The sequence below is a fragment of the Saccharopolyspora sp. NPDC045839 genome (assembly GCF_056431645.1).
In genome coordinates, this window is sequence record NZ_JBWKKH010000041.1 from 13,136 (window position 1) to 36,181 (window position 23,046).

Below are 23,046 nucleotides of genomic sequence, written 5' to 3' on the forward strand. Positions count from 1 at the left end.
CGCCCGCACTGCGGGTCTGTCCTCAGAGGACACCGCGTATCTGCTGCCCTGCACGGTCGGCGAGAACTACCCGCCCTTCGACGGCTCCGACCGGCACCCCGTCCCCGCCTGAACTCCCGAGCCGGAAAACGATCGTCCTGTTAGGACAGGCCACGAAAGGCCGAGCCTGAACCGTGCCGGTGTCGGCGTTGTGCCGCGGAGCGCGCGCAATGCGTTCGGTCGAACGCTTCCAAGACCTCTATTTTCCTTGCCGCGGACGTACGCTCTCAGCGAACCGCTCGCGCCGAAAGCACGTGGTCCGGCGATCAAGACTACAGTGATCTTCGCACGCGAAACCGCGACGAGGGAAGCGAGCAGCGCGAGATGCCCATACACAGTTGGGCGATGAACAAGTTGATGAGCGATATGTTCGATGATCGGACGATCGTCATCAGCGGCGAGCTGAGCAGAAATACCTCGACCGCCGCGATATCGCAGTTGCTGCTGCTGAACGCCACAGATCCGGATGCGGAAATCAAGCTCTACATCGACAGTGCCACCGGATCCTTACCGGCCGGATTCGCGATTTGCGATGCGATCAACTGCATCAAGCCGGAGGTTTCGACCTGGGCGATCGGCACGGTGGGATCAGCGGCGATTCTCGTGCTGTGCTCCGGAGCGAACGGCAAGAGGTACATGCTCCCGGGATCGAACGTGGTCCTACGGCAACCCGACCACGACGAGGGTCTCGACGGGGAGCCCGTGACGCCGACGACGGCGGACCATCAGAAATGGTCCGATGAAATGGTGCAACTCCTCGTCGCGAAGACCGGGCAGGATTCGGACACCATCGCTCGCGATCTCCGCAACCACCTTCGCCTCTCGACCACCGATGCGGCCCCCTACGGCATCGTCGATCAGGTCATGGCCGACGGCAAGTACGCCCCGCAGGGAAACTGACGCGCGAGTCCCGTTCCCGATCGAGGGCGGTCGGCGTGACCGCCACCACGATCGGCGAACGCACTCCACGCCGGGAACGGGTCTCCGCCGCCAAGATCAGGACCAGTCGACCCAAGGGTGCACCCAACGCGCTGACCAGCGCATTGTCCTGCACGTCACTTACTTCCGAATCCGGGCACACCGGCCCGGCGCGAGACCGACCACTTGGCGGGTGGGGTTACGACCGATATCGGACACCGCCCCCACGCCGCTGCGTCTTCCGGCGGCCCCGACTGCACCATTTGACGATTTTCGCCTAGTGCTCCGCTACTGCATTGAGCGTATCTTCCGGGATCACAGTGACATACTCGTGATGCACTCGATATTTTCGACTTGTCACCTGACGTCGGTAGCATCGGCGTTCGGTTTCCCAGCGGGAGCAGACGGAGGGGCAGGGCACGGAGCGATGAGTAACGAACGGCGGCGCCCGCCCCGATAAGGCCGCTGGGACCGGCAGGGCCGGTACGGCGCGGTTGGGACGTACGAAACCGGGAAATCTGGGGATGCAGCACGAGCACGGCCAGCGATAGCGCGACGCCACGCCGACAAAGATGTCCGCATCGAAGAAGTACGGAGCAATTCCAACGATACGAGCAGTCCGCCCCGCACGAAAGGAAGTTGCGTCATCAACGGGGATATAATTCCATTAGGAAACAAATGGGAACCCGCCACAGGTCGACATGATGCGGATGGCACCGCCCGATTCCGCAACGCGGAACTGGCCGTCCTGGTGTCCCTTCCCAACGAGGTCTCGCGATGGGGCCTCACGTACATGCTGCGCAGTCTTTCCCTGGTGAACTTCGTGCACGGCTGTGCCGATTTCCGAGAGGCCGTGACCCTCCTGGAAAACCGCCCTTTCGACGTTGCCCTCATTTCCGCCGACGAATTGGCGGAGTTCGAGCAGATCTCCTCGGTCGCGGCGAAGCGCGGGGTGAAGACGGTGGCGCTGCTGCGCGACGCCAGCGATGACGTGGTCGCCCAGGCTGCGACGCTGTCCGCGGATGGATTCCTCCTGGAGTCCGCGGTCGATCCGCAGCACCTCGAGGATGCCCTGCTCCGACTGCAGCGTGGCGATATGGCGCTGCCGTCCTCGCTCGCCAGGAAGCTGATCACGGAGCTTCGCCGCCGAGGCCAACCGCGAACGAGCACCGTCCGCCTCACGCCGCGCGAACGGCAGGTCCTCGGCTTGCTCGCCGAGGGGATGAGCAACAAGCAGGTCGGCCGCCGGCTCGGCATCTCCGCGCACGGAGCCAAGCGGCATGTCGCCAACCTGCTGGCCAAGCTGAACTGTCCCAATCGGACTCTCGCGGTCGCCTACGCCATCCGCGATGGCTTGTTGACCAGTTGACCTGAAGGGGGCGGGGTGGGCGCTGCAGCGGAGCACACGCCCACCCCACGAACCTCGGCCGCGGAGGAGGATCCGCGCAAGCACCACCGGCGTCACAGCTGGGACCGGACCTCCCAGAGTTCCGGGAAGAGGCGGGAAGTTATGCGAGAGCGCAGGTATTCCACTCCGGATGATCCACCGGTGCCCGGTTTGTACCCGATCTGGCGCTCGACGCTCAGCGCGTGGTGCGTTCGCCACCGGCCGTACGCCTGATCGACGTCGAGCAGGGCCTCGGCCACGCGCAGCAGTTCCCAGTGCGCGGCGGGCAGGTCTTGATAGCCGTGCTGCCAGACCTTGGCGAGCGAATCGACCCCCCGCTTCTCGACCAGGGCGATGAACGCCTCCCGCAAGCTGGGTTCTTCCAGCCTGCGGACCAGGCGTTCGCGCTCGGCGTCGGTGAGCTGCACCTTGTCGAGGTAGCCGGCGTCCTTCCGCCCGGCCAGGAACTCGATCTCGCGATGCTGCACGGACTCGAAGCCGCTGCCGCCCTGGAGGGTGTCCCGGAAGGCGAGGAAGTCCATCGGCAGCATGGTGTCGAGCACGGCCCACTGCGAGATCAGCACGTTCTGGATCGCGACGAGCCGGCGCAGCAGGTGTTCGGCCGCGTCGAGCCGGTCGGCCAGCAGGAGGTCGCGCGCCTCCTCCAGTTCGAACAGCATCAGCTTGAACCACAGCTCGTGCACCTGGTGGACGACGACGAACATCAATTCGTCGTGCGTGCCCTTTTCCGGTTGGCAGCTCAGGAGTTGATCGAGCCGCAGTACTTCGCGGTAGCGGGACCCCACAGCGTGCTCAGCGCAGTTTCGCCGGTCCGGCTGGACCACGGAAACCTCCTCGGTCGACAACATCTCGGAAACCGTTCGGCTCGGCACTGCCGGCGGGGGCGCGGTCGTGAACCGTGCCTGCCGCACCGCAGCGGAGTGTCGCCGGAGACCGACTCGGCCACGACGAAACGCGGGGCAGTCCCCGCGGTACGGCGTCGCGTCCGATGGACTTCACCACGGCGACTCCACCGGGAAACCGCTCATCGGCTCCTCGAACGCGGCCGCGCCCGTCGTTCGCGCGCCGGTTCGGCGGAGGGACTGCTCTGGGCGGTCACGAAGCCAAGGTTAGGAACGGGGCCGTTCGGTGGCCAGTGCCCAAACGGACGCCCCAACGAGCCCCACCAATGGTCCACGACCAGTGCCCGAACGAGCAGTCGCGCGCGGACGGCCGGCCGTGCTGCACTGCGGCTGGAAAACCGGTGAAGATCCGCGAAGAGGTGGGACATGCTCCGCAACGTCGTCATAGTCGGTGGAGGTACTGCCGGTTGGATGACCGCGACTTACCTGAAGGAAGCACTCGGCGACCGGATTTCGGTGACCCTGGTCGAGTCCGCCCGCGTGCCCACCATCGGCGTGGGAGAGGCGACCTTCAGCACCGTTCGGCACTTCTTCGACTACCTGGGGTTGGCCGAACGGGACTGGATGCCGGCCTGCCACGCGTCCTACAAGCTGGCCATCAGGTTCGAGAACTGGCGCGAACCGGGCCACGTCTTCTACCACCCGTTCGAACGGATGGCCAAGGTGCACGGGTTCACCATGGCCGACTGGTGGCTCAAGCTCGGCGGCGAGCGGTTCGACAAGGACTGCATGGTGATTCCCGAGCTGGTCGACGCCAAGCGGGCGCCCAAGTACTCGGACGGCGAACTGTTCGAGCGGTCCCTGCACGACGGCGGTGACCGGAAGCGCCAGAGCACGATGTCCGATCAGGACACCCAGTTCCCGTACGCCTACCACTTCGACGCATCCCTGCTGGCCGAGTTCCTCGCCGACTTCGGCACCCGCCGGGGAATCCGCCGGGTGCGCGACGACGTGCTGGAGGTGCGCCAGGACGAGCGGGGCTGGATCAGCCACCTGGTCACCCGCGAACACGGCGAGATCACCGGTGACCTGTTCATCGACTGCACCGGATTCCGCGGCCTGCTGATCAACCAGGTGCTCGAGGAGCCGTTCGAGTCCTACCAGGAGTACCTGCCGAACAACCGCGCCGTGGCGCTGCGCGTCCCGGCCGACGTGGAGCAGACCGGAATGCGCCCGTGCACGACGGCCACCGCGCAGGATTCCGGCTGGATCTGGACGATTCCGCTGTCCAACCGCATCGGCACCGGCTACGTCTACGCCGACGAGTTCTGCTCGCCGGAGGAAGCCGAGAAGACCCTGCGCGAGTTCGTCGGCCCGGAGGCCGCCGACACCGAAGCCAACCACATCCGGATGCGCATCGGCCGCAACCGGAACTCCTGGGTGCGCAACTGCGTGGCGATCGGGCTTTCCAGCGGGTTCGTCGAGCCGCTGGAGTCCACCGGGATCTTCTTCATCCAGCACGGCGTCGAGCAGCTGGTGAAGCACTTCCCGGACGCCAACTGGGAACCGGAGCTGATCGCCAGCTACAACCGGGCGGTCGCGCGCTGCCTGGACGGCGTCCGCGACTTCCTGGTGGTGCACTACCGGTGCGCCGCACGGGCCGACACGCCGTACTGGAAGGCGACCAAGGAGCGGCCGTTGCCGCCCGGTCTGGACGAGCGGCTGGAGGCGTGGTCCGTCCGGCTACCCGACCACACGTCGGTCTACCCCTACTACCACGGTTTCGAGCCGTACTCCTACAACGTCATGCTGCTCGGCCTCGGCGGTCATCTGCCCAAGCGGTCGCTGCCCGCGCTCGACTTCCTCGACGACACCGCGGCGCGTGCGGAAATGGCCCGGGTGCGGGAGGAGAGCGCCCGGCTCGTCGCTTCCCTGCCGAGCCAGTACGAATACCTGACGTCTTGACCGCCGGGTTCCCGTCCTGATCCCGGTGACGGATAGCAGGAGGGCCTCTGCGGATCACACCGTGATCCGCAGAGGCCCGATTGCTTTGCACGGGATCACCGAGCCAGGACCTCCCGGACGAGGAGCTGTGGCGGCGGCAGCGCAACTCGGTGTTCTCTGGGCTGTTCGGGTGGTGTTGCTCGTCGGGTTCGGTGATGGTCGGCTGCTGGGCCGGAATTCTGTCGTAGTCGTGCCGAGTATCAGTTTGCGTGGGCGATGACGTGGCGGCGGTGGCCGCGAAGATTCGTGCGGCGATAGCAACGCTGCCGCCTGCCGCGTTGCAGCAGGCCGGGGAATGCCTCGATGAGGCGGGTACGGTGCTGTACTCGCTCGCCGAGGAGACCGACGACGGCGAACTGGCCGAGGCGATCGCCGCGATGGGCGGCGTTCGCGAGGACATTGACCGGGCATGGCAGATCTGCCGCGAGGTCCAGGGAGAGCAGCGCGATGAAGCTTGACGTCTCGGTCCGGGTCTTTTCCGAAGGCGGACACGAACGGCATGTCGTCGTAGAGCATGTGGACCAGCTGCCGGCTCTCGTCGACCAGCTTGCCGCAGAGGACACCGGGTCCGCGATCATCACGCACCAGGACCGCCCCAGCTGGAACGAGCAGGGCCCCGACCACGAGCTTGTGGTGGCGTTCGGTACGGACGGCAGGGCCGCGTTGTCGTACTGGGACACCGAAACACCGCGACACTACAGCCGAGGAAGCGGTCCCGCGGTCGAAGGCTGGGAAGACGAGAACATTGCGCCCCCCCCCCCCCCCCCCCCCCCGCCGACGCCTGGGTGCCCCGCAACCTTGTCGAGAGCGCACTGGAGGAATTCCTGCGGACTGCACAGCGGCCGACGGCCGTGGAGTGGCAACCCGATCCCTTTCCGTTGCCTGACCTGTGACTACCCCGACCGGTGATTGTCGGTCGGGCCGGATGCCTTCGCCACTACGAAGACGTAGCGATCCTGGAAGCTGACCTGGTCTTCGGGATGACACCTGCGGATCTCGGCAATGCCTTCGGCACCGAACTCGAACAACCGCGTCCCGAAGTGCAGGTTCGCCCCGTCGCGCGCCAGGAACCCGTGCTCGACCAGATCCCGGACCGAACGCGAGGTCGTCGACTTCGGCAACCCGGCGCACCGCGCGATCTCCGACCCGCGTGTTGCGCGTCGAGGGCGGCAACTCTGGCAACACCGGAATCCGGATTGTTCCGTTCAGCGGGACACGTGCCCCGGGTATCGGCGTTCCCGATGCCCCGGGGCAGATGCATCAGGAAGTGGTTCCACGCTGCGGCATCCCTCGGGGCGGACCCGGGGGATGCCGCAGCGGGCTGCCACCGGATCAGAGCTGATCGAGATCGATGCTGTTGGCGATCGCGTGGTAGCCGGTGTCGTTCGGGTGCAGGCTGTCGTCGTAGACGTAGCCGGGCCGGGGCAGTCCCGGCCGGGCGGGGTCGGCCATCACCCGGTCGAAGTCGATGACCGAATCGAACTCGCCGCTGGTCCGAATCCACTCGTTGACCTCGACGCGAACCTGCTCGGCCGAGTCCTGGTCGTAGGGGAACTGCAAGCCGCGCAACGGGATTATGGTCGCGCCGACCGGCTTGATGCCGTGCTCGCGTGCGGCTCGGACTAGCTCCCGGTAGCCCTCGATCATCCGCTGTGCGGTCACCTCGCCATCCGGGGGGAAGCACTGCTCGGGGCTATCGAGAAAGCCGCCGAGCAGATCGTTGCCGCCCAACTCGATGATCACCGTGCGAACGCCCGGCCGGGACAGCACGTCGCGCTGGAACCGGGTGCGACCGGCCTGCCCGTAGCAAGGCGAGTCGGACAGCAGCCGGTTACCGGCGATCCCGGCGTTGGCCACGGCGACCGGGCGGTGCGCCGCAGCTAGCCGCTCGGCCAGGACGTCCGGGTACCTGCTGCTGGCACCGGAGGTCGAGCCGGCACCGTCGGTGGCGGAGTCGCCGAAGGCCACCACCGTGTTCCGCTCCGCCAGAGCGGGATCGGCGACTTCCACAGCGGCGAGGTAGTAGGACGACTCGGTGGACTCGGTGTAGGCACCGCCGTCGCTGTCCGCCAGGTGGTCCCCGGCCGCCAGGTAGGACGTGGCGAGTCCCAGCCGGTGGAAGGTCGCCGGACCGGTGGGATCGGTGAATCGCAGCGTCACCGACAGCTTCTCCAGCGGCTCGGTCGGCAGTGGAACCGGATCGCTGACCAGTTCCTGCCCGGCCGGGATCGCCACGTCCGGAGCGCCGGCGAACGTCAGCGTCCGCATCGTGCCGGGCCACACCTGGGCGTTTCCGCCGTTGGCCAGGCCGGGCCGGGCGGGATCGGCAGCGCCCGGCAGGCCGACCGACGCACCGGCCACCCGCAGCGGCGAACTGCCGTAGACGTTCGACACCCTGATCCGGACCTGGGAACCGCCGGTGCTGACCCGGACCACCTGGCGAAGCGTCTGGTCGGCGAAGCCCTGCTCAGACCAGTTCGGCCCGAGGTCGTCGTCGCCGGCCACCGGCCGTTGCGCCGCGGCCGCCCACGCCACCGCCCACCCCGGACCGGTTCCGCCCGCCTCCGCGACTGGTCCGGTGTCCCGCGGCGACGCGCAGCCGACGGCACCGAGCAGCGTGCTCCCGGCGAGTACCGCACCGGCGAGTGCCGTGGCAGTTCTCATCTGTTGCCGGGGTTTTCTCGGGCTGGACATGGGGAATTGCCTCCGTATCTGCGCCCTGTCGGCAGGGCGGCGTGCAGTCCCACCGATCTCACCGCGTCACCGGCCGCAGGTCAGTACGGCTACTACCCGAACCCCGGGTATGGCTGGCCATACCCGGTCGCGAGCCATGGCGATCAGCGCCGACCGCACGGCAACGTCCAATGCGGATGATCATCTGCGAAGGCCGTGCTCCCTTCCTCTCAGCAGTCAAGGCTGGAGAGCTCGGCGGCTTGCGATCAAGCCGAAAGCGCCCCGGCCGATACCGGGGGGTGTGGGGGGCGCGTTCGCCATGCAAGGCGCGTACGCCGAAACCAGCCCAGTGCCGATCGATTTGGGGGCACCCTGTAGATCATGAGTAGTCCTGAGCCGAACATTGAGCAGCACCGTCCCAAACCGATCCCGGTGATGCCCGCCTGGGTCATCTGGGCCGGTACCGGAGTGCTGCTGGTCGTCGCGTCGGTATCGGTGTTCGTCCTACTGAGCCTGTTCGGTGGGGGCACCGAGCAGGACAAGGTCCGGCTGGAGGTGGTCAAGCTCGCCGGGAGCATCGTGATCGGCACCGGTGGCGCGGTCGCACTCCTGCTCGCCGCCCGGCGGCAACGCACCACCGAGCTCGACCTTGCGCACAAGGCCCACACCGCGGCGCTCTCGACCACGCGCAGCGGGAGCGCATCGCCGCCGTCACCGAGCACGATGCCACCGACCGTCGTGTCTCCGAGCAGTTCACCGCCGCGACTGAACAACTCGGTTCGGACAAGGGCCCGGTCCGCCTGGCCGGCCTGCACGCCCTTGACCGGCTAGGGCGGAACAATCCTGACTACCGCCAGACCGTCATCGATGTCTTCTGCTCGTACCTGTGCATGCCCTTTACCCCACCCGAGACAACCGCACAACGCCGCTCCGCACCGAGCACCACACGTCGTCTCGGACTACGTCCTCCAGATCGATATCGCAGCACGCAGCGCGTATCGACCGCAGTCGGCACAGCTGCTCGCAGCGGCCACGCCGAGAGTGCCCAGCAGGAACTCAAAGTTCGCCTCACTGCACAACGCCTAATCACAGGCCACCTACGTGCTTACCCCGATGAGGAAGGCAACCCCCGCGCCGACGAGTTCTGGAACGACATCAACCTTGACCTCACCGGCGCCACCCTCATCGACTGGGACATGCAGCAGTGTCACGCCTTACACTGCCGATTCGACGGCGCAACATTTCATGGTTTCGCCTCGTTCACGAACGCGACATTCCGAGCTGGACTCTGGTTCGGCCACGCGACCTTCCGAGACTCCGCCTGGTTCGCGAGTTCAACGTTCCACGACGCCGTCCAGTTCGAGAAGACGACGTTCCACGGCGCCGTCCAGTTCGCGACCGCGACCTTCCACGATGATCTCGTGTTCCGGGACGTTAAGGTTCGCTCGCCAGAGGATTCCGTCCTCCCTGCTGGTTGGCAACCTCACTACCCTGAGGCATCCCTGTCCGCACCATCTGACGGGTGGGTGGTGCTTGTTGAGGACAAGCCAGGAGACGGCACAAACGGTCACGCTGTTGTGGAGATGACGGGAAATCGAACGTCTCCGAGTCGATGATGCGGGGTGTGCCCGCATCCACCACCGGGCCCGGGGCGCGTTTCTGCGATCAGCGAGTGGCTGCGAGGGATTGGCGCAGGCGCCATGCTGCGTAGTCCCGCGCGAGTCGGGCCCGGTTCTGCATCCCGGACCCGTTCTTCGTGGCGGCCCAGTGCGACCACATGCCCGCCAGGTACGCGGCGAACGTGGTCAGGTGCTCGCCGGCGATGTCGGCGAACGCGGTCAGGTTGGCGTGCGCCCATGATTCCGCCTTGCTGGGCGCGTGTCCTGCTTCGACCAGGCGCAGCACCAGATACGCGCCGTCGACCCACGGGGCCGCGGCTCCGGGAAAGCCCCAGTCGATCAGGTGCACCGCGCCGTCTGGCCCGATGCGGAACTGCTCGCCGTGGAGGTCGGTGTGCGTGAGCCGGTCGCCGTGGGCCAGCTCGGGTAGCTGCGCCGCCCATTGCCGCATGCCCGCAATGTCCCAGCCATGCACCACCTCGGGCGCCTGTTCGGCGAGACGGCCCCACCAGTCCGCAGCGCCCCACCGATCCCGCAGCGACCGCAGTCCCGTCGCGGGGCATTCCCCGAGCCGGTCGACGACCTCGGCGACGAGCGGCAGGTCCGGCGACCCGGGAGAAAGGTCGGCCGGTCGGCCGGGCACGTACTCGAACCCGACCACCAGCCACTCGCCGACGTCTTCGGAGAACACCACCGCGGGCGCGATGCCGACCGCCAACTGTCCGGCTGTGATTTCGTTGCGTAGGAACCACATCCGGCGGCTGACACTCTCGACGCCCTTGACGAACACCCGCCCGGCGCTGGTGTCCAGCACCGCAGCGAGGTCGCTGTGCAGGCCCACGGTGATGTCGGTGGCCGCCGAGACGGGGCCGACGTGCCCCTGTACGGCGTCCCGTACGTGATCGGGTAGTTCGTGCCAGGTGGTCACGTCGGCCCATCTCCTTACCTGACCGGTGGTGGCGTCTGATTCTCGGTGTTCTCGTTGCCGTCGACGCCCGATGCCGCACAGCAACCGTCCTCGGCGTCACCGGGCGAGCACTTGGCGGCCACGTCGGTCCACAGCGCGCCGTCGACCAGGTACCCGGCGCGCTGGATCGCCGTCACCGTACGGGCCCGAGCCGCACCGGGGGTGTTCCTGCTGGGTAGCGCGTTCGGGGCGTCGTTGGGCACGTGGTGAATGAGCCGCCCCGCGATCCGGTTGCAGAACTCGGCGTACTCGCGGGTGTAGAGGATGAAGGTGTGCCAGCCTTTGTCGACCTCGGGGGTCGGTGCGAGTGGTTCGCCTACGTGGTCGGCCGAGACGGCGAGGAACGCTAGCGCCTGGTCCATGATGCGTTCGGCGTAGTCGATGGGCACCTGGTGCTCACTGGCGATGCGGGCGGTGAGCCGGTCGAACAGCGTGGGGTCGATCAGGGTTCGTGCTGCTGCCTGCTCGATGACAGCGGTCATGTGGTCCTCCTGTCAGTACGTGTGCGGACTTCGGCCGGTGGGTCGATGTGCAGCGGGCGCACGGCCCGCGCTGGTGTCCTCCTTTCTGGCTGGATCGGAAAGGGGGTTCCCGGCGCGGTCGGGGCCGGTTGCGGCCCAACTGCCGCGCGTCAACCCCTGCCGCGGGGCGCTCGGATCAGCGGTCCGTCCCGAATTCGCGACCCGCGCCGCGCCGGGGAGCTGGAGGGGATGGAGTCGGGCCACGTCGGGGGGCTTCCGCGGCCCGACCCCATCGGTGTGCCCGGCCACCGCTGGGGTTGGTGGCGCTTGGGCACGTGGTGACGGTGGGGACGCCGGTTCGGGGCGGCGACGTCTCCACCGGGATCAGCGGGCGAGGTCGCGCAGCGCGTCCAGGAGACGGCGCAGCATCCCCGGATGCCACTGCATCGCCTCGCGGTCGTCGACTGGCAACCCGGACTCGATCACAGGTAGATGTCGGGTTTCCTCGGCGGCGACGGCGTCGGCGAGGTCGCCGCGCATCACGACCGGCTCGCGCAATCGGTGCCGACCATGGCCGCGGGTTCCGCGTCGACTCGCGCCACCAGGTAGGCGACCGTCAACGCCCCTTCGCCGCTACCGGCGTGGCGGGCCGGGGCGTAGTAGAACGTCGCCCACAGCGCGACTCCGCCAACACCCAGCAGGGCCGTTGCGACGAACGCGGCCATCATCGGTCAGCCCTCACCGAGTCGATGACAACGCGGCTGCTCTCGATGGCCGCGCTACCGCGCAGCTCTTCCCCCACTTTGTCCATGCTCTTCGCCAGGTTCAGCAGTTCGGCAGAGCTCCAACGGCCCGCCTCGATGTCGTCGACCGCGTATCCGAGCGCAAAGATCGCGCCCCGGATCGTCGTCGCGAGCTTCGCGAACTTCTGGCGATCTTCCGGGGTCATCGCGCGCTCGCCATCGGCGGCAGCCCGATGCGCGTCCGCACCGCGGCGTTGCAATCCGGGCAGGTCACCCACAGCCATGCAGTGTCGCTGGTCTCGGCGGCAAGGCTCTGTTCGCACAGCGTGGTGACCGCGGTGCCGTCCGGGTAGATCGACGCGCCCGGCGGGTGCTCGTCAGCGCTCGCGTGCCGCTGACCATCAGCCGGAACCCAATGGAAGGGGTGCGGCTTGTACGTCGCGCCAATGCTGGTCATGGCGATGACTGTGACTCTCGGTCGAGCAACTAAGCAAGCAATTTGAGAAATTTTGAAGCAACTACGCCCAACTGGGGTAGCTGTGCTGCGTCGAGTGGAGCTGAGCCTAAGGGCGGCACCCAACTGGGCGTTGACCGTTGCTCGTGTTGCTTGCATGATGCTCGATGTTTCGACGACCTGGAGGGGCTATGAAGCTCACGTTCTTGGGAACCACCAGCATCAACGGCTCGTGCCCGAACCTGTACGCCACCGACCGGGGCACCTACGTCGTGCAGGGCTACAAGATCGATGACCCGGAAGCCCTCGCGGCTCTCCATGACCGAGGGATGCCCGAGACGGAAACCGCGGTCGAGATCCCCGCCGGACTGCTGTCGTTCGCGCCGAAGGACACGCGATGACCCGACTGGTACGCGGCGAGGACTTCGGGCGGCTGTTCGAGACCTTCACGCGCTCGGCCTGGCGCTGGGAATGCCAGCCTGAGTATCGGGAACCGCACGAGGCCGAGGCGTTCCGGCAGTTCCTCGCAGGCGAAACGCCCGACATGTCGTTCACCATGGAATGGCTGGCCAACGTCAGGCAGGCCACTGTGTCAGGGCGGCATTTCGAACGGGTGCGGGTGCTCACCGAGCCGCTGACCGACTACCTGCGGTTCGAGATGTTCGCGGCGCCAGGCAACGCCGCGGCGGGTGAAGACATCCGCGTCATGTCGACCACCGCTGCCGTTGAGTACAACCTGCCCGATCACGACTTCTGGTTGTTCGACGACGAGTTGGTGGCGATCATGCATTTCGACGCCCACGGCATGATCGCCGCAGAACTCATCGACGACGCCGACACCGTGGCAAGGCACAGGAGGTGGCGCGAGATCGCCTGGAGTCATGCGGCACCCTTTGAAACAGTCCTGACCCCTGACCCGACGAGATGAACCAGTGAGCACACCCGAACGGCACAAGCTCGAATTCGGCGATCGACTCCGCGAACTCCGGGAGCGCGCCGGCTACTCCGGCAGGGAGTTCGCCAGCGCCACCGGGTGGCAACCGTCCAAGATCTCCAAGATCGAGAACGGCAGGCAGCTCCCGACCGACGCCGATCTGCTGATCTGGGTGCGACTCACCGAAGTTCCGGAGCCGAGGGCCACCGAGTTCCGCGACGAGTTGCGGACGATCCGGCTGGAGTCCTCCAGCTGGAAGCGGCAGCTGCGTACCGGGCACCGGCGACGGCAAGAGCGCAGCCGCGGTATCGAGGCCGAAGCAGGCACGATCCGCGCGTTCGAACTCGTCGTCGTGCCTGGTCTCGTCCAGACCGCCGACTACGCCCGCCACGTGTTCAGTTCGGCCGCCGCGCTACAGCAGGTGCCGCACGACACCGACGCCGCCGTGCAGATTCGCCTGGAGCGGCAGCACGCGCTCTACGACTCGGCCAAGCACGTCGAACTGCTCATCGCCGAGTCGGCCCTGCGGTACTTCGCCTGCCCGCTGCAGACGATGGTGGCGCAGGTCGACCGGCTGATCGCCCTGTGCGGATTGGCAACCGTCCGGTTCGGCATCATCCCGCTCAACACCCGGTTGCCGCACATCCCGGCCAGCGGGTTCTGGATCATCGGCGACACCGTGTTCGTCGAGACCGTCAACACCGAGATCAACACGGACGACCCCGACGACGTCGCCCTTTACAACCGGCTCGCCGACAGCCTGTGGCAGGCCGCCGTCGAAGGAGACGAGGCACGGCGGTTGCTTGTGCAGATCTCCACGGATATCGCCCGGCTGCCTGATCCACCGAGTACGAAGGACTGACCATGTTCACAAACTGGCGCAAGTCCACCAAGAGCCTGCACAACCCCGAACAGTGCGTCGAGGTCGGTGCCGCCCCCTACATGACCGGCGTGCGCGACACCAAGGACCGCGACGGCAGCCTGCTCAGCTTCACCAACGAGCGTTGGGCGGACTTCCTCACCGCGATCAAGGGCGGCAAGTTCGACGCCTGACCCGTAACAAAGAAGCGCCCGCCCCGCCGGCGGGGCGCTTCATCGTTTTCCGGCACCGCGGCTATCCAGTCTGAGGAGTACCTCGAAACCGGCCTGATGCGGAGGAAGTGACCGTGTTCGCCCCGTCCGATCCCGACGTTCACGAGGCGTGGCGATTGCGGCGTTTCCCGCGCAGGCGATCCTCGCCGGTCACGCTCTCCTCGTCCTCGCTCGCCGGCTCGCACGAAGACTGCGGCGCCGTCCACCGCCGGGCTCACCTACCCGACGGGACGGCGCCGCAGAAGGCGTCATCAACTAGATCGCGATGAGCAGACCTCGGGAGGCTGCTTCACGCGCTCACTTCTTCCCGCTCTGCCGTGGTCTTGTCCGGGAACCGCGGTGCGGTCAGCAGCAGAACGCTCGCGACGGCGAGAAGTCCCACGGACGCGACGAGGGCGATGTCGTAACCACCGGTCGCGCTGCGCAGCCACGAGATCAGCAACGGGCTGGCACCGATCCCGACCACGAAGATCGCGTACAGCACGCCGAACAGGCGGCCGTAGCAGGCCAGGTCGTAGTAGCGGGCGGTGAGGTACCCCATGACGTCCACCTCGCCGCCCAGCGACAGGCCGAGGCCGATCGCGGCCACGACGGCGAGGTCGGGACCGCCGAGCAGCAGGGCGAGGAACCCGGCCGCGGCGACGGCGAGGACGATGGCGGCGACCTTCGGCGCGAAGAAGCGGTCGACGAGCAGACCCACCACCAGTCGCCCGACGATCAGCGCCACGCCGACGAGGCTGGCCGTTCCCGCCGCGGAGGCGGGCGACACACCGGCGTCGCGCAACAGCGGGACCAAGTGCACCGACATGCCGCCGAGGGCGAGCGCGAGAAGGAGGAAAGTCACCGCGAGGCGGCCGAAAAGCGCGGTGCGCAGCAGCGGCGCGAGCCGCGGGGCGGCGGACACCTCCTTGCGGGCTGCCGCGCGAGCGAGCCCGCGCGAGCGCGGCATCAGCACGCCGACGACCACCGCGCCCACCAGCACCACGATCCCCAGGATGCGGTAGACACCGCGCCAGTCCTCCGCGATCTGCGCGCCGAGGATCTGCGGTGCGAGAAAGGCGACGAGCCCCGCACCTGCCAAGGCGATGCCGAGCGCGATCCCGCGAGCCCGGTCGAACCGCTCGTTGACCGCGCGCGTGAACGAGACCGGCGACGAGGCCGCCGCCAGCACGTACATCAGGGCCGACAGCAACAGGAAGCTCGTGAAGGGCTGCCCGACGGCCGAGAGCGCCATGAAGATCCCACCGAGCGCGGCAAGGGACACCGCCGACGGGATCCGCACGCCGTAGCGGTCGACGACCAAGCCGATCAGGGGCGACAGGATGATGTTGATGATGGAGCCGATGAACAGCACCGACGAGATCTGGCTGCGGCTCCAGCCGAACTCCGCCTCGAGCTCCGGGATGAACAACCCGAAGGTGTAGAACGGCAGCGACGCGATCCCGAGACCGATACCGATCGTGGCGGCGGTCAACGGCCGCCAGCCGTGCAGGATCTCGGCACCGGGCCCGGCCACCTGATCGCGGCCGAGCCTGCCCCCCGCTGTTTCACTCATTGATTCCTCCTGGCGACGTACTTCGACTTCCACCGCCAGGCCGGGCGGAAGTCCGCCGCCGGCGGGTCCTGACGCACTGCCGCCATCACACCTTCCGCGCCTGGGCGTTCCAGTACTCGTCGCGCAGCTCGCGCTTGAGCACCTTCCCGGCGGGCGACCGGGGCAGGCCGCGGACCAGGATCGACTTGGGCGCCTTCACCGGGCCGAGCCGCTCCTCGCAGGTCCGGATGATCGCCTCGGCATCGATGTCCCGCCCCGGCTTCGGCTCGACGACCGCCGTGACCGCCTCGCCCCACTCGTCGTCCGGCAGGCCGATCACCGCGCAGTCGTGGACCTCGGGGAAGGTGTGGATCACCGCCTCCACCTCCGAGGAGAACACGTTGAGCCCGCCGCGGGTGACGATCAGGTCCTTCTTGCGGTCGACGATGTAGATGTAGCCGTTCGCGTCGCGCAGGCCGATGTCGCCGGTGCCGTGCCAGCCGCCCGGCCGCCGGGTTTCGGCGGTCGCCTCCGGGTTCTCCCAGTAGCCGGGGAAAACCAGGTCGGAGCGGACCGCGATCTCGCCGGTCCGCTCGGGAGGCAGGACGTTGCCGTCGTCGTCGATGATCTCGACGCGGGCGACGACCGTCGGTTTGCCGCAGGAGGCGAGCAGCCTGCGGTCACCGCCCGGGGCCACGGCCCGTGCGGCGTCCTCGGCGGTGAGCACCGTGAGGGCCAGCGGCGCCTCGGACTGCGAGTAGAACTGGGTCATGACCGGCCCGAACACGTCCACGGCCTCGGCCATTCGCTCGGGGGCGACGGGCGATGCCGTCAGGAAGAAGTGGCGCAGCGAGGAGTAGTCGTGGTCGCGGACCGACGGATGCGCCAGCAGCTCGTACAGGTTCGAGGGCGGCAGGAAGATGCGGGTCACCCGGTTGCGCTCGATCGAGGTCAGGATCTCCTCGGGCGCCGCTTCCCGGTGGATGATGACCGATCCCCCTGCGCCGATCGCCGGGAAGGCGAACGAACCGCCGGCGTGGGCCAGCGGCGTCGCGCAGATGTAGCGGGGCGGCTCGGGTTCGGCGGCGTGCGCGCTCACCGCGACGTACATCAGGTGCGCCTGCCGGTTGTTGATCGGCACGATCTTCGGTTTGCCGGTGGTGCCGCCGGTCCTGATGAACAGCATGTTCTGGCTGGAATCCACCGGGAGCAGCGGCGCCGTCACGCCTTCCGGTGCCATCCAGGTGGTCAGTTCCGGGTCGCCGTCGCGGCCAGGACCGATCGACACCGTCGTCCGCAGGGTGGGGACGCGCTCGATGAGCGTTGCGGCGAGATCGGCCTGAGAACCGTGGTAGATCAGCCGGGTGCACTTCGCGAGGTTGAGGAAGTCGACGAGGTCGTCCGCCGCGCTGGCCGCGTGCCCCGCCATCCAGATGCCGCCCGCCCGGATCACGCCGACCGCGCAGGCGAACGCGTACGCGTCGGGCGGGCTCAGTATCGACACGCGTTCGCCCTGCTCTAAGCCCTCGTTCAACAGCCCCACCGCCACCCGGTGGCTGACCGAGGTGAACTCCTCGTGCGTCATCAGCACGGTGCCGTCGGGATCGACCATGCACGGCGCCTGGGGGTTGATGCTGGAACCTCGGTCGAGGTAGTCGATGAACATCATGACTGGAAGAACTCCATTGCTGCGAGATGTGCGCTTGAGCGACGGCTCGGTCGCTCACCGATGAGACGTTCCGCCGGCGCGGATCGTTGCAACGACTTCGTCGACGCCGCGGTTTCCGTTCGCGCAATCGCGAAGCAGTGCCAGTACGCGCTCGTCGCGGTATTCGCGCCAGGGCGCGGCGTTTTTCGGCTCCTCCGCCGGGATCTGGTCGATGAGGGACGTCAGGACCTTGCTCCCGCCCAGTTCCTCGAAGGCCGACACGCCGGCTTTTCGCATGTACCGCACGCACTCCACCCATCGGACCGCGTGGGTGATCTGCTCGGCCAGCGCTTCCCGGACGGCTTGCGCGTCCGATCCGAAGGGCAGGCCGGTCACGTTGGAGACGACCGGCGTCCGGAGTTCACCGAACTCGACCGTGTCCAGGAACGCCCGGAACTCCTCGGCGGCCGTCGCCATCCACGGCGAGTGGAAGGCCCCGCTGACCCGCAGCGGAACGAATCCCCGGACGCCTTCCAGCTTTTCGAAGACCGGCTTGATCCGCTCCAGTCCTTCCTTGCTCCCGGACAGCACGTGCTGCTCGGGGGCGTTGTAGTTGGCGATGACGACGCCCGCGACGCCATGCGCTTCCAGCGTCTCCGCGATGGTTTCCCCGGACACGCCGACCACCGCCGCCATCCCGCCGCCGTCGGCCTGGCCCATCAGCTCCGCGCGACGCTTCACCAGCCGCAAGCCGGTTTCGAAGTCGAAGGCTCCTGCCGCGAAAAGCGCGTTGTACTCGCCGAGGCTGTGGCCTGCCAGGTAGTCCGCGGGCGCCGCGTCCTGCCGGCGCGCCGTCAGGTAGTGCAGCGCGTTCACGACGTAGATCGCGGGCTGCGCGTACGTGGTTCTGCTCAGCTGCCGGTCGGGATTTTCCAGGCACAGCGCCTCGATCGAATACCCGAGCACCTCGTCGGCTTGCCGGCACAGCTCCGGGAAGTGCTCGAACAGGCCCTTGCCCATTCCCTTCTTCTGCACTCCCTGACCCGGGAAGACGTAGGATCGCATCAACTGACCTCGCATCGGAAGTGAGGGTTTTGCAACCTCGTTCTGCCCAGCGGTGCGCGCTCGGGCGTCGCGGCTGCGGTCGCAGCAGGACGAAAAGGGCTCATCAGGCGGCACCGACTTCGACGTAGGTCTCCACGCACGTCTGCTCGATCGCGGCGAGCGGCCCGTCGTCGTGCAGGATGGTCATGTGGTTGGCCGCGTCGATGTCCACCACCCGCAACGCCGGGAGCTCGCGCTCCCAGTCCTGCCGGTAGTTGACGTGGTCCAGGGAGAAGGTCTCGCCGGCCACTTGGAAGTACGGTTCGAGATCACCGAGGAAGAGCCCCCTGCGGTTCCGGAAGTACGTGCAGTCCACGGCCGTCGGGTCCACCAGCGGCCGGACCTCGTAGTCGGCGAGCCCGTAGGCGAGCTGCACCCCGATGTTGCGGAGGGTGAAGTCCACGATCTGCTCGCGGCTCATGGACAGGCCCCGCTCGACGGCGAGATCGGCGAGCCGCCGCACGAGTCCGGCCTCGTCCATCGTGGCGTCGACCTCGTCCTGGTGGATCAGCAGTCGCGTCACCTCGGCGAGGTCCTTGACCCCGGCCGGCCAGAGCAACGAGTTCACCACCTGGATGGCCGCGCTCCGGGCCGTCGCGGACCCGTTGGCGTTCGACTTCGCCAGGCCGGTGCCGTCCGGCGAATCCACCATGATCAGCGAGTTCACGACCTGCCCCTGCTGCTGGAGCAGGCGGGTGATCTCGTAGGAGACGATTCCGCCCAGGCAGAACCCGCCGACGTCGTAGGGCCCCTCGGGCTGCACCGCGCGGATGATCTCGGTGTAGTACTCGGCCATCTTCGGAATGCCTTCGACGGGCGCGTGTTCCGTCATGAAGCCACGGGCCTGGATTCCGTAGAACGGGCGGTCGATCTTCGCGGCGATCGTGCGGTACGACTCGACGCTGGCCAACGCGCCGTGGATCCAGAACACCGGCCTGCCCTCGGTCACGCCGTTCAAGTGCACGAGCTCCGGGAACTGCGGGCCCCCGGGCAGGCTGCCGTCCGCGGCCACGGTCGACAGCCGCGCGACCACGTCGTCCAGGGTGTCGTTCGGCTGCAGCCAATCCGGCTGGAACGCCGGGAACGCGCCGCGGAGGCGGCCCAGCACCGCCACCAGGAGCAGCGAGTTGAGACCGTAGTCGGCCAGCGCCTTCGAGCCGTCGACCTCGTGCTTTTCCAGGCCCAGCACCGAGGCCACGAGACCGGTGACGAAGTCCTCCGGTCCCGCATTGCCGACGTGTTCACCGACGGCCGCCGGGGCGGGGGCCGACCGGCCCGGAGACCGCATGCCGAAGCACATCCGCCGTTCGAACGGGTAACCCGGCAGCGGAATCCTCCGGCGTCGCGTTCCCTGGTGCAGCAGGCTCCAATCCACGGACGCGCCCGCCACCCAGCGGTCGGCCAGGAGATCCATGCGCCGCTGCGCCACGAGGGAACGGAGGAACTCGTCGGTGTCGGCGGACGAGTCGACGATGCCGCGGTCGCGCTGCGCACCGTCGGCGACTGCCACCCGCGCGCGCATCTCCGGGTCGTCGCCGAGCCATCCGCGGAGCACCTCGGCCGCCTCCTCAGCGGTGGCCGCGATCAGCGCCAGCCTGCAGTCCATCGCCTCGCGCCCGGCCTGCAGGGTGTATGCGACGTCCGCCCAATTCTCCGGGCCCGCCTTCGCAGCCCAGTCGACGAACTGCTTCGCCCGTTCGCGGAGGGCGTTCCCGGTCTTGGCCGAAAGCACGAGGATCTGCGGGGAAAGCGCGCTCTCCTGCGCGTCCTCGCCGTGGACGGGCAGGTGCTGTTCGAGCACCGCGTGCGCGTTCACGCCCCCGATCCCGAAGCTGTTGATGCTCGCACGACGCGGGAGCGCACGGCCGTCGTCGCCGGTGCGGACGGGCCACGGGACGGTCTCCGCGGCCACCCGGAGCCGGGTTCCCGCCAGGGAGATGTTCTCGTGCAGCCGCCCGAAACCGGGAATCGCCGGTACCACGCCGCGCCGCACGGCCTGGACCGTTTTCACCAGCGCCGCCAGACCCGAGAACACCTCGGTGTGCCCGATGGACGGCTTCACGCTGCCGAGGTAGATGGCGGAGTCTTCGCCGTCCGGCGCCGCGGTGTCGCCTCCCAGGCTCGCGCGGAGCGCCGCGATCTCCGCGCTGTCCGCCAGCATCGAGCTCATGCCGTGGGCTTCGACGTAGGAGACGGTGCCGGGGTCGATACCCGCGTCGGCGTAGGCGCGTGCGATGGCGGACTTCATGCCGCGGACGTTCGGCGCCGTGAACGACACGCCCTTGCCGCCGTGGGCGACGCCGGTGCCGCGCACAACGCCGTAGATGGTGTCCCCGTCGTCGATCGCCCTGCTGAGCGGCTTGATCAGCACGGCGCCGGCACCCTCGCTGCGCACGGTGCCGTCGGCGTCCTGCTGGAACGGGCGCACGTCCCCGCTGGGGCTGAGCATCCCCGCCGCCCGCATTCCGGCGAAGCGGGCCGGTGACATGATCAGGTTCACGCCGCCGACGAGGGCCTGGTCGCACTCCCCGTCGCGGATGGACCGGATGGCGCGGTGCAGGGCCACCAGCGACGACGAGCACGTCGTGTCGCACTGCTCGCTCGGGCCTTGCAGGTCGAACAGGTAGGAAATGCGATTGGGGATCAGCGCGGGCGCCGGCGAGCTCATCAGGCTCGGCCCGCCGTCGGCGTCCGGCGCTCCGGGCTCGTACTCGCTGGCGGTGGCGGCGACGAAGACCCCCGTGGGCCGCGTCCGCAGCTCCGCGGGCTGATAACCCGCGTCCTCGATGGCGTTCCACGCCGCCATCAACATCAAGCGGAGCTCGGGAGTCACCTGCCGCGCCTCGGTCATCGACATGCCGAAGAAGAGCGGGTCGAATTCGTGGATCTCGTCCATGAACCCGCCCCGGATCGCGGCCGCGTCCACGCCGTCGCCCTGGAGCGCCCAGTCAGCACGCCGCATCGGCGGGCTGGTGATGCACCGTTCGCCCTGTTCGACGACTCGCCAGAACTCCTCGATGTCGTCGGCCTGGGGGAACCTCGCGGACATCCCCACGATGGCCATCCCCTCGGGCTCGGCCTCCTCCCCGACCGGTTCCGCTTCAGCAGGTGCGCTCACTTCCGCGGGAGCGCTGCTTTCTCCGCTGGGGCCAGGGGTTCCGGGCGCGAGCGGGGCTTGGATCTCGGAGGCGTACTCGGTGACGATGAACTCGCTGAGATCCGCTACGGTCCCGTGCTCGAAGAGCACCGTGATGTCCAGGTCGATGTCGAGCTGCTCACCGACGGCACGGGCCACGTTCACGGCGAAGATGGAATCGAGGCCGTAGTTCGAGAACGGCTCGTCACGCGCGATGCGGGAGCGGTCGATGCGCAGCGATTCCGCCAGCACGTCGAGCACTGTCCCCGCAACGTGGTCGAGCAGGCGATCCGCGGGCGCGGACTCGCCGCCCGGGCCGGCCGCGGCCGGGTTTTCGCGCACCGGCGCCCTCTCAACCGACTCCGGCGCGAGATCCGGCACGGATTCGCGCGCCGCAGGGCTCGCCTGCCGCACGACTCCGTCGCTCTCGGCCACGATGATCTGCTGACCGAGATCCGTGGCTTCCCGCAGCGGCAGGGTGACCGGCCCGTACCCCTCCTCGGCGAGGACGCGCTGCCAGCCTTCGACCGACAGGAGGGGGCTGCCCGGGATGCGCGACTCCGCGTCGTCGTAGAGCCACCACCCTTCGAGTAGACCGAAGGTGAACGCGTTGAGGAAGTTGTTCGCCGTCACCTCGTTGAGCAGCAGGATTCCGCCCCTCTTCAGGGGCGCCTTGGCGTTTCGCAACGTGTTCCGGATGTTCCGGGTGGCGTGCAGCACGTTGGCGGCGATGACCACGTCGTACTCGCCGACGGGGATTCCCTGCTCCGCCACCGCGTTCTCGATGTCCAGAATGCCGTAGGCCAGGAACGGGCTGGTCGGCCCGTAGGACCGCTCGGCGTGTTCCAGGAACGCCCGGGAGAGATCCGTGTAGCGGTACTCCCGCACCGCCAGCCCCTCGGCCCGGATGGCGTCCAGGACGATCGCGCTCGTCGCGCCCGTGCCCGCGCCGATCTCCAGGATCCGCGGCTCGAAACCGGCCTCGGCATCGGCCCGGCGCCGCAGGTGGGCGACCAGCTTGGCGGCCAGTGCCGTGCTGAAGTAGATCGATGCCGGGTTGGACTTGTACGCGTTCTCGACCAGCTCCACCGACGCACCCGGGAACATGACCTCCGTGGCACGCCGCTTCCCGGTGAGGATGTCGGGCAGGACCCGGAGTGTCGTCTCCACCAGCAGATGGGTGGCGGCCAGGTCGGGATTCCCCTGCCAGCGCGGCTTTTCCGCCTCCCACTCGCGCCACAGCTCGTCGAGCGGCCGGTGCCCCCGGGCTTCGCCGACCAGGATGCCGTCGTCCCGGCGCTCGAGGTAGCCCTCGATCTCGAGGACGCGAACGCACTCGGCGAACCACAAGTCGTACACCGGCAGCAGACCGGCCGCTTCCCGCGCCGCACCCAACGTCTGCTCGGATCGGCTGAACGCCCCGAGACCACGCAGGTGAGACCACAAGAAGTCGCACAGCAGCCGTTTCAT

At 68.1% G+C, this 23,046-nt stretch carries 24 protein-coding genes; 11 read left to right on the plus strand and 13 right to left on the minus strand.

What is annotated here, in order from left to right; all coding sequences use genetic code 11:
- The first annotated feature begins 384 nt into the window (after positions 1–384).
- Complete coding sequence (locus tag AC07EQ_RS37240; protein ID WP_478392515.1) at positions 385–939, plus strand: ATP-dependent Clp protease proteolytic subunit; 555 nt, start codon at positions 385–387, stop codon at positions 937–939.
- 832 nt (positions 940–1,771) lie between these two features.
- Positions 1,772–2,326 carry a response regulator transcription factor gene (locus AC07EQ_RS37245; RefSeq protein ID WP_478392516.1) on the plus strand — a complete coding sequence of 185 codons (555 nt, stop codon included), beginning with the start codon at positions 1,772–1,774 and terminating at the stop codon, positions 2,324–2,326.
- Between the two features lie 92 nt (positions 2,327–2,418).
- Here AC07EQ_RS37245 and AC07EQ_RS37250 read toward each other — a convergent pair whose 3' ends face one another.
- Positions 2,419–3,213 (minus strand): tryptophan 2,3-dioxygenase, encoded by a 795-nt coding sequence (locus tag AC07EQ_RS37250; protein WP_478392517.1) that lies wholly within the window; start codon positions 3,211–3,213, stop codon positions 2,419–2,421.
- Positions 3,214–3,633: 420 nt separating this feature from the next.
- On the opposite strand from AC07EQ_RS37250, the gene AC07EQ_RS37255 reads away from it, so the two are divergent.
- The 3 genes from AC07EQ_RS37255 (at position 3,634) to AC07EQ_RS37265 (ending at position 6,104) form a co-directional block, all read left to right on the plus strand.
- The gene (locus tag AC07EQ_RS37255) at positions 3,634–5,172 is read left to right on the plus strand and encodes a tryptophan halogenase family protein (protein ID WP_478392518.1); all 1,539 of its coding nucleotides are present in this window, start codon (positions 3,634–3,636) and stop codon (positions 5,170–5,172) included.
- 248 nt (positions 5,173–5,420) lie between these two features.
- On the plus strand, positions 5,421–5,669 hold the full coding sequence (locus tag AC07EQ_RS37260; RefSeq protein ID WP_478392519.1) for a hypothetical protein: 249 nt from the start codon (positions 5,421–5,423) through the stop codon (positions 5,667–5,669).
- A gap of 270 nt (positions 5,670–5,939) precedes the next feature.
- Positions 5,940–6,104 carry an Imm1 family immunity protein gene (locus AC07EQ_RS37265; RefSeq protein ID WP_478392568.1) on the plus strand — a complete coding sequence of 55 codons (165 nt, stop codon included), beginning with the start codon at positions 5,940–5,942 and terminating at the stop codon, positions 6,102–6,104.
- Here the strand turns inward: AC07EQ_RS37265 and AC07EQ_RS37270 are convergent, their stop codons facing one another.
- A complete protein-coding gene (locus AC07EQ_RS37270; RefSeq protein ID WP_478392569.1) occupies positions 6,105–6,350 on the minus strand; it encodes a helix-turn-helix domain-containing protein in 246 nt (81 codons plus the stop codon).
- A gap of 193 nt (positions 6,351–6,543) precedes the next feature.
- Positions 6,544–7,875 carry an SGNH/GDSL hydrolase family protein gene (locus tag AC07EQ_RS37275; protein ID WP_478392520.1) on the minus strand — a complete coding sequence of 444 codons (1,332 nt, stop codon included), beginning with the start codon at positions 7,873–7,875 and terminating at the stop codon, positions 6,544–6,546.
- 390 nt (positions 7,876–8,265) lie between these two features.
- Here AC07EQ_RS37275 and AC07EQ_RS37280 point away from each other — a divergent pair, with 390 nt between their 5' ends.
- Positions 8,266–8,715, plus strand: coding sequence for a hypothetical protein (locus AC07EQ_RS37280; RefSeq protein ID WP_478392521.1), 450 nt, complete (start codon positions 8,266–8,268; stop codon positions 8,713–8,715).
- Between the two features lie 365 nt (positions 8,716–9,080).
- Entirely contained in the window at positions 9,081–9,500 is a 420-nt protein-coding gene (locus AC07EQ_RS37285) for a pentapeptide repeat-containing protein (protein WP_478392570.1), read from the plus strand.
- Between the two features lie 49 nt (positions 9,501–9,549).
- Here the strand turns inward: AC07EQ_RS37285 and AC07EQ_RS37290 are convergent, their stop codons facing one another.
- From AC07EQ_RS37290 to AC07EQ_RS37315, 6 genes are all read right to left on the minus strand, one after another.
- Positions 9,550–10,431 carry a phosphotransferase family protein gene (locus AC07EQ_RS37290; RefSeq protein ID WP_478392522.1) on the minus strand — a complete coding sequence of 294 codons (882 nt, stop codon included), beginning with the start codon at positions 10,429–10,431 and terminating at the stop codon, positions 9,550–9,552.
- Between the two features lie 14 nt (positions 10,432–10,445).
- A complete protein-coding gene (locus tag AC07EQ_RS37295; RefSeq protein WP_478392523.1) occupies positions 10,446–10,952 on the minus strand; it encodes a glycine-rich domain-containing protein in 507 nt (168 codons plus the stop codon).
- Positions 10,953–11,315: 363 nt separating this feature from the next.
- On the minus strand, positions 11,316–11,474 hold the full coding sequence (locus tag AC07EQ_RS37300; protein ID WP_478392524.1) for a hypothetical protein: 159 nt from the start codon (positions 11,472–11,474) through the stop codon (positions 11,316–11,318).
- A complete protein-coding gene (locus AC07EQ_RS37305) occupies positions 11,471–11,659 on the minus strand; it encodes a hypothetical protein (protein WP_478392525.1) in 189 nt (62 codons plus the stop codon). The genes AC07EQ_RS37300 and AC07EQ_RS37305 overlap by 4 nt, the downstream gene beginning before the upstream one ends.
- Complete coding sequence (locus tag AC07EQ_RS37310) at positions 11,656–11,880, minus strand: hypothetical protein (RefSeq protein ID WP_478392526.1); 225 nt, start codon at positions 11,878–11,880, stop codon at positions 11,656–11,658. Before AC07EQ_RS37310 ends, AC07EQ_RS37305 begins: the two co-directional genes overlap by 4 nt.
- Positions 11,877–12,131 (minus strand): HC3 family zinc finger protein, encoded by a 255-nt coding sequence (locus AC07EQ_RS37315; protein ID WP_478392527.1) that lies wholly within the window; start codon positions 12,129–12,131, stop codon positions 11,877–11,879. The genes AC07EQ_RS37310 and AC07EQ_RS37315 overlap by 4 nt, the downstream gene beginning before the upstream one ends.
- A 188-nt stretch (positions 12,132–12,319) precedes the next feature.
- Here AC07EQ_RS37315 and AC07EQ_RS37320 point away from each other — a divergent pair, with 188 nt between their 5' ends.
- Genes AC07EQ_RS37320 through AC07EQ_RS37335 form a run of 4 tightly spaced genes read left to right on the plus strand, consistent with a single transcriptional unit; the run spans position 12,320 to position 14,115 of the window.
- On the plus strand, positions 12,320–12,529 hold the full coding sequence (locus AC07EQ_RS37320; RefSeq protein WP_478392528.1) for a hypothetical protein: 210 nt from the start codon (positions 12,320–12,322) through the stop codon (positions 12,527–12,529).
- Entirely contained in the window at positions 12,526–13,056 is a 531-nt protein-coding gene (locus AC07EQ_RS37325) for a DUF6879 family protein (RefSeq protein WP_478392529.1), read from the plus strand. Before AC07EQ_RS37320 ends, AC07EQ_RS37325 begins: the two co-directional genes overlap by 4 nt.
- Before the next feature lie 4 nt (positions 13,057–13,060).
- Positions 13,061–13,924, plus strand: coding sequence for a helix-turn-helix domain-containing protein (locus AC07EQ_RS37330; RefSeq protein WP_478392530.1), 864 nt, complete (start codon positions 13,061–13,063; stop codon positions 13,922–13,924).
- 2 nt (positions 13,925–13,926) lie between these two features.
- Positions 13,927–14,115 (plus strand): DUF397 domain-containing protein, encoded by a 189-nt coding sequence (locus tag AC07EQ_RS37335; RefSeq protein WP_478392531.1) that lies wholly within the window; start codon positions 13,927–13,929, stop codon positions 14,113–14,115.
- Between the two features lie 328 nt (positions 14,116–14,443).
- Here the strand turns inward: AC07EQ_RS37335 and AC07EQ_RS37340 are convergent, their stop codons facing one another.
- The 4 genes from AC07EQ_RS37340 to AC07EQ_RS37355 all read right to left on the minus strand — a co-directional run bounded on the left by AC07EQ_RS37340 (position 14,444) and on the right by AC07EQ_RS37355 (position 23,046).
- Complete coding sequence (locus tag AC07EQ_RS37340; protein ID WP_478392532.1) at positions 14,444–15,709, minus strand: MFS transporter; 1,266 nt, start codon at positions 15,707–15,709, stop codon at positions 14,444–14,446.
- An 85-nt stretch (positions 15,710–15,794) separates the two neighbouring features.
- A complete protein-coding gene (locus AC07EQ_RS37345) occupies positions 15,795–17,357 on the minus strand; it encodes an AMP-binding protein (protein WP_478392533.1) in 1,563 nt (520 codons plus the stop codon).
- Positions 17,358–17,411: 54 nt separating this feature from the next.
- On the minus strand, positions 17,412–18,401 hold the full coding sequence (gene fabD, locus AC07EQ_RS37350) for an ACP S-malonyltransferase (protein WP_478392534.1): 990 nt from the start codon (positions 18,399–18,401) through the stop codon (positions 17,412–17,414).
- A 103-nt stretch (positions 18,402–18,504) separates the two neighbouring features.
- The gene (locus AC07EQ_RS37355) at positions 18,505–23,046 is read right to left on the minus strand and encodes a beta-ketoacyl synthase N-terminal-like domain-containing protein (protein ID WP_478392535.1); all 4,542 of its coding nucleotides are present in this window, start codon (positions 23,044–23,046) and stop codon (positions 18,505–18,507) included.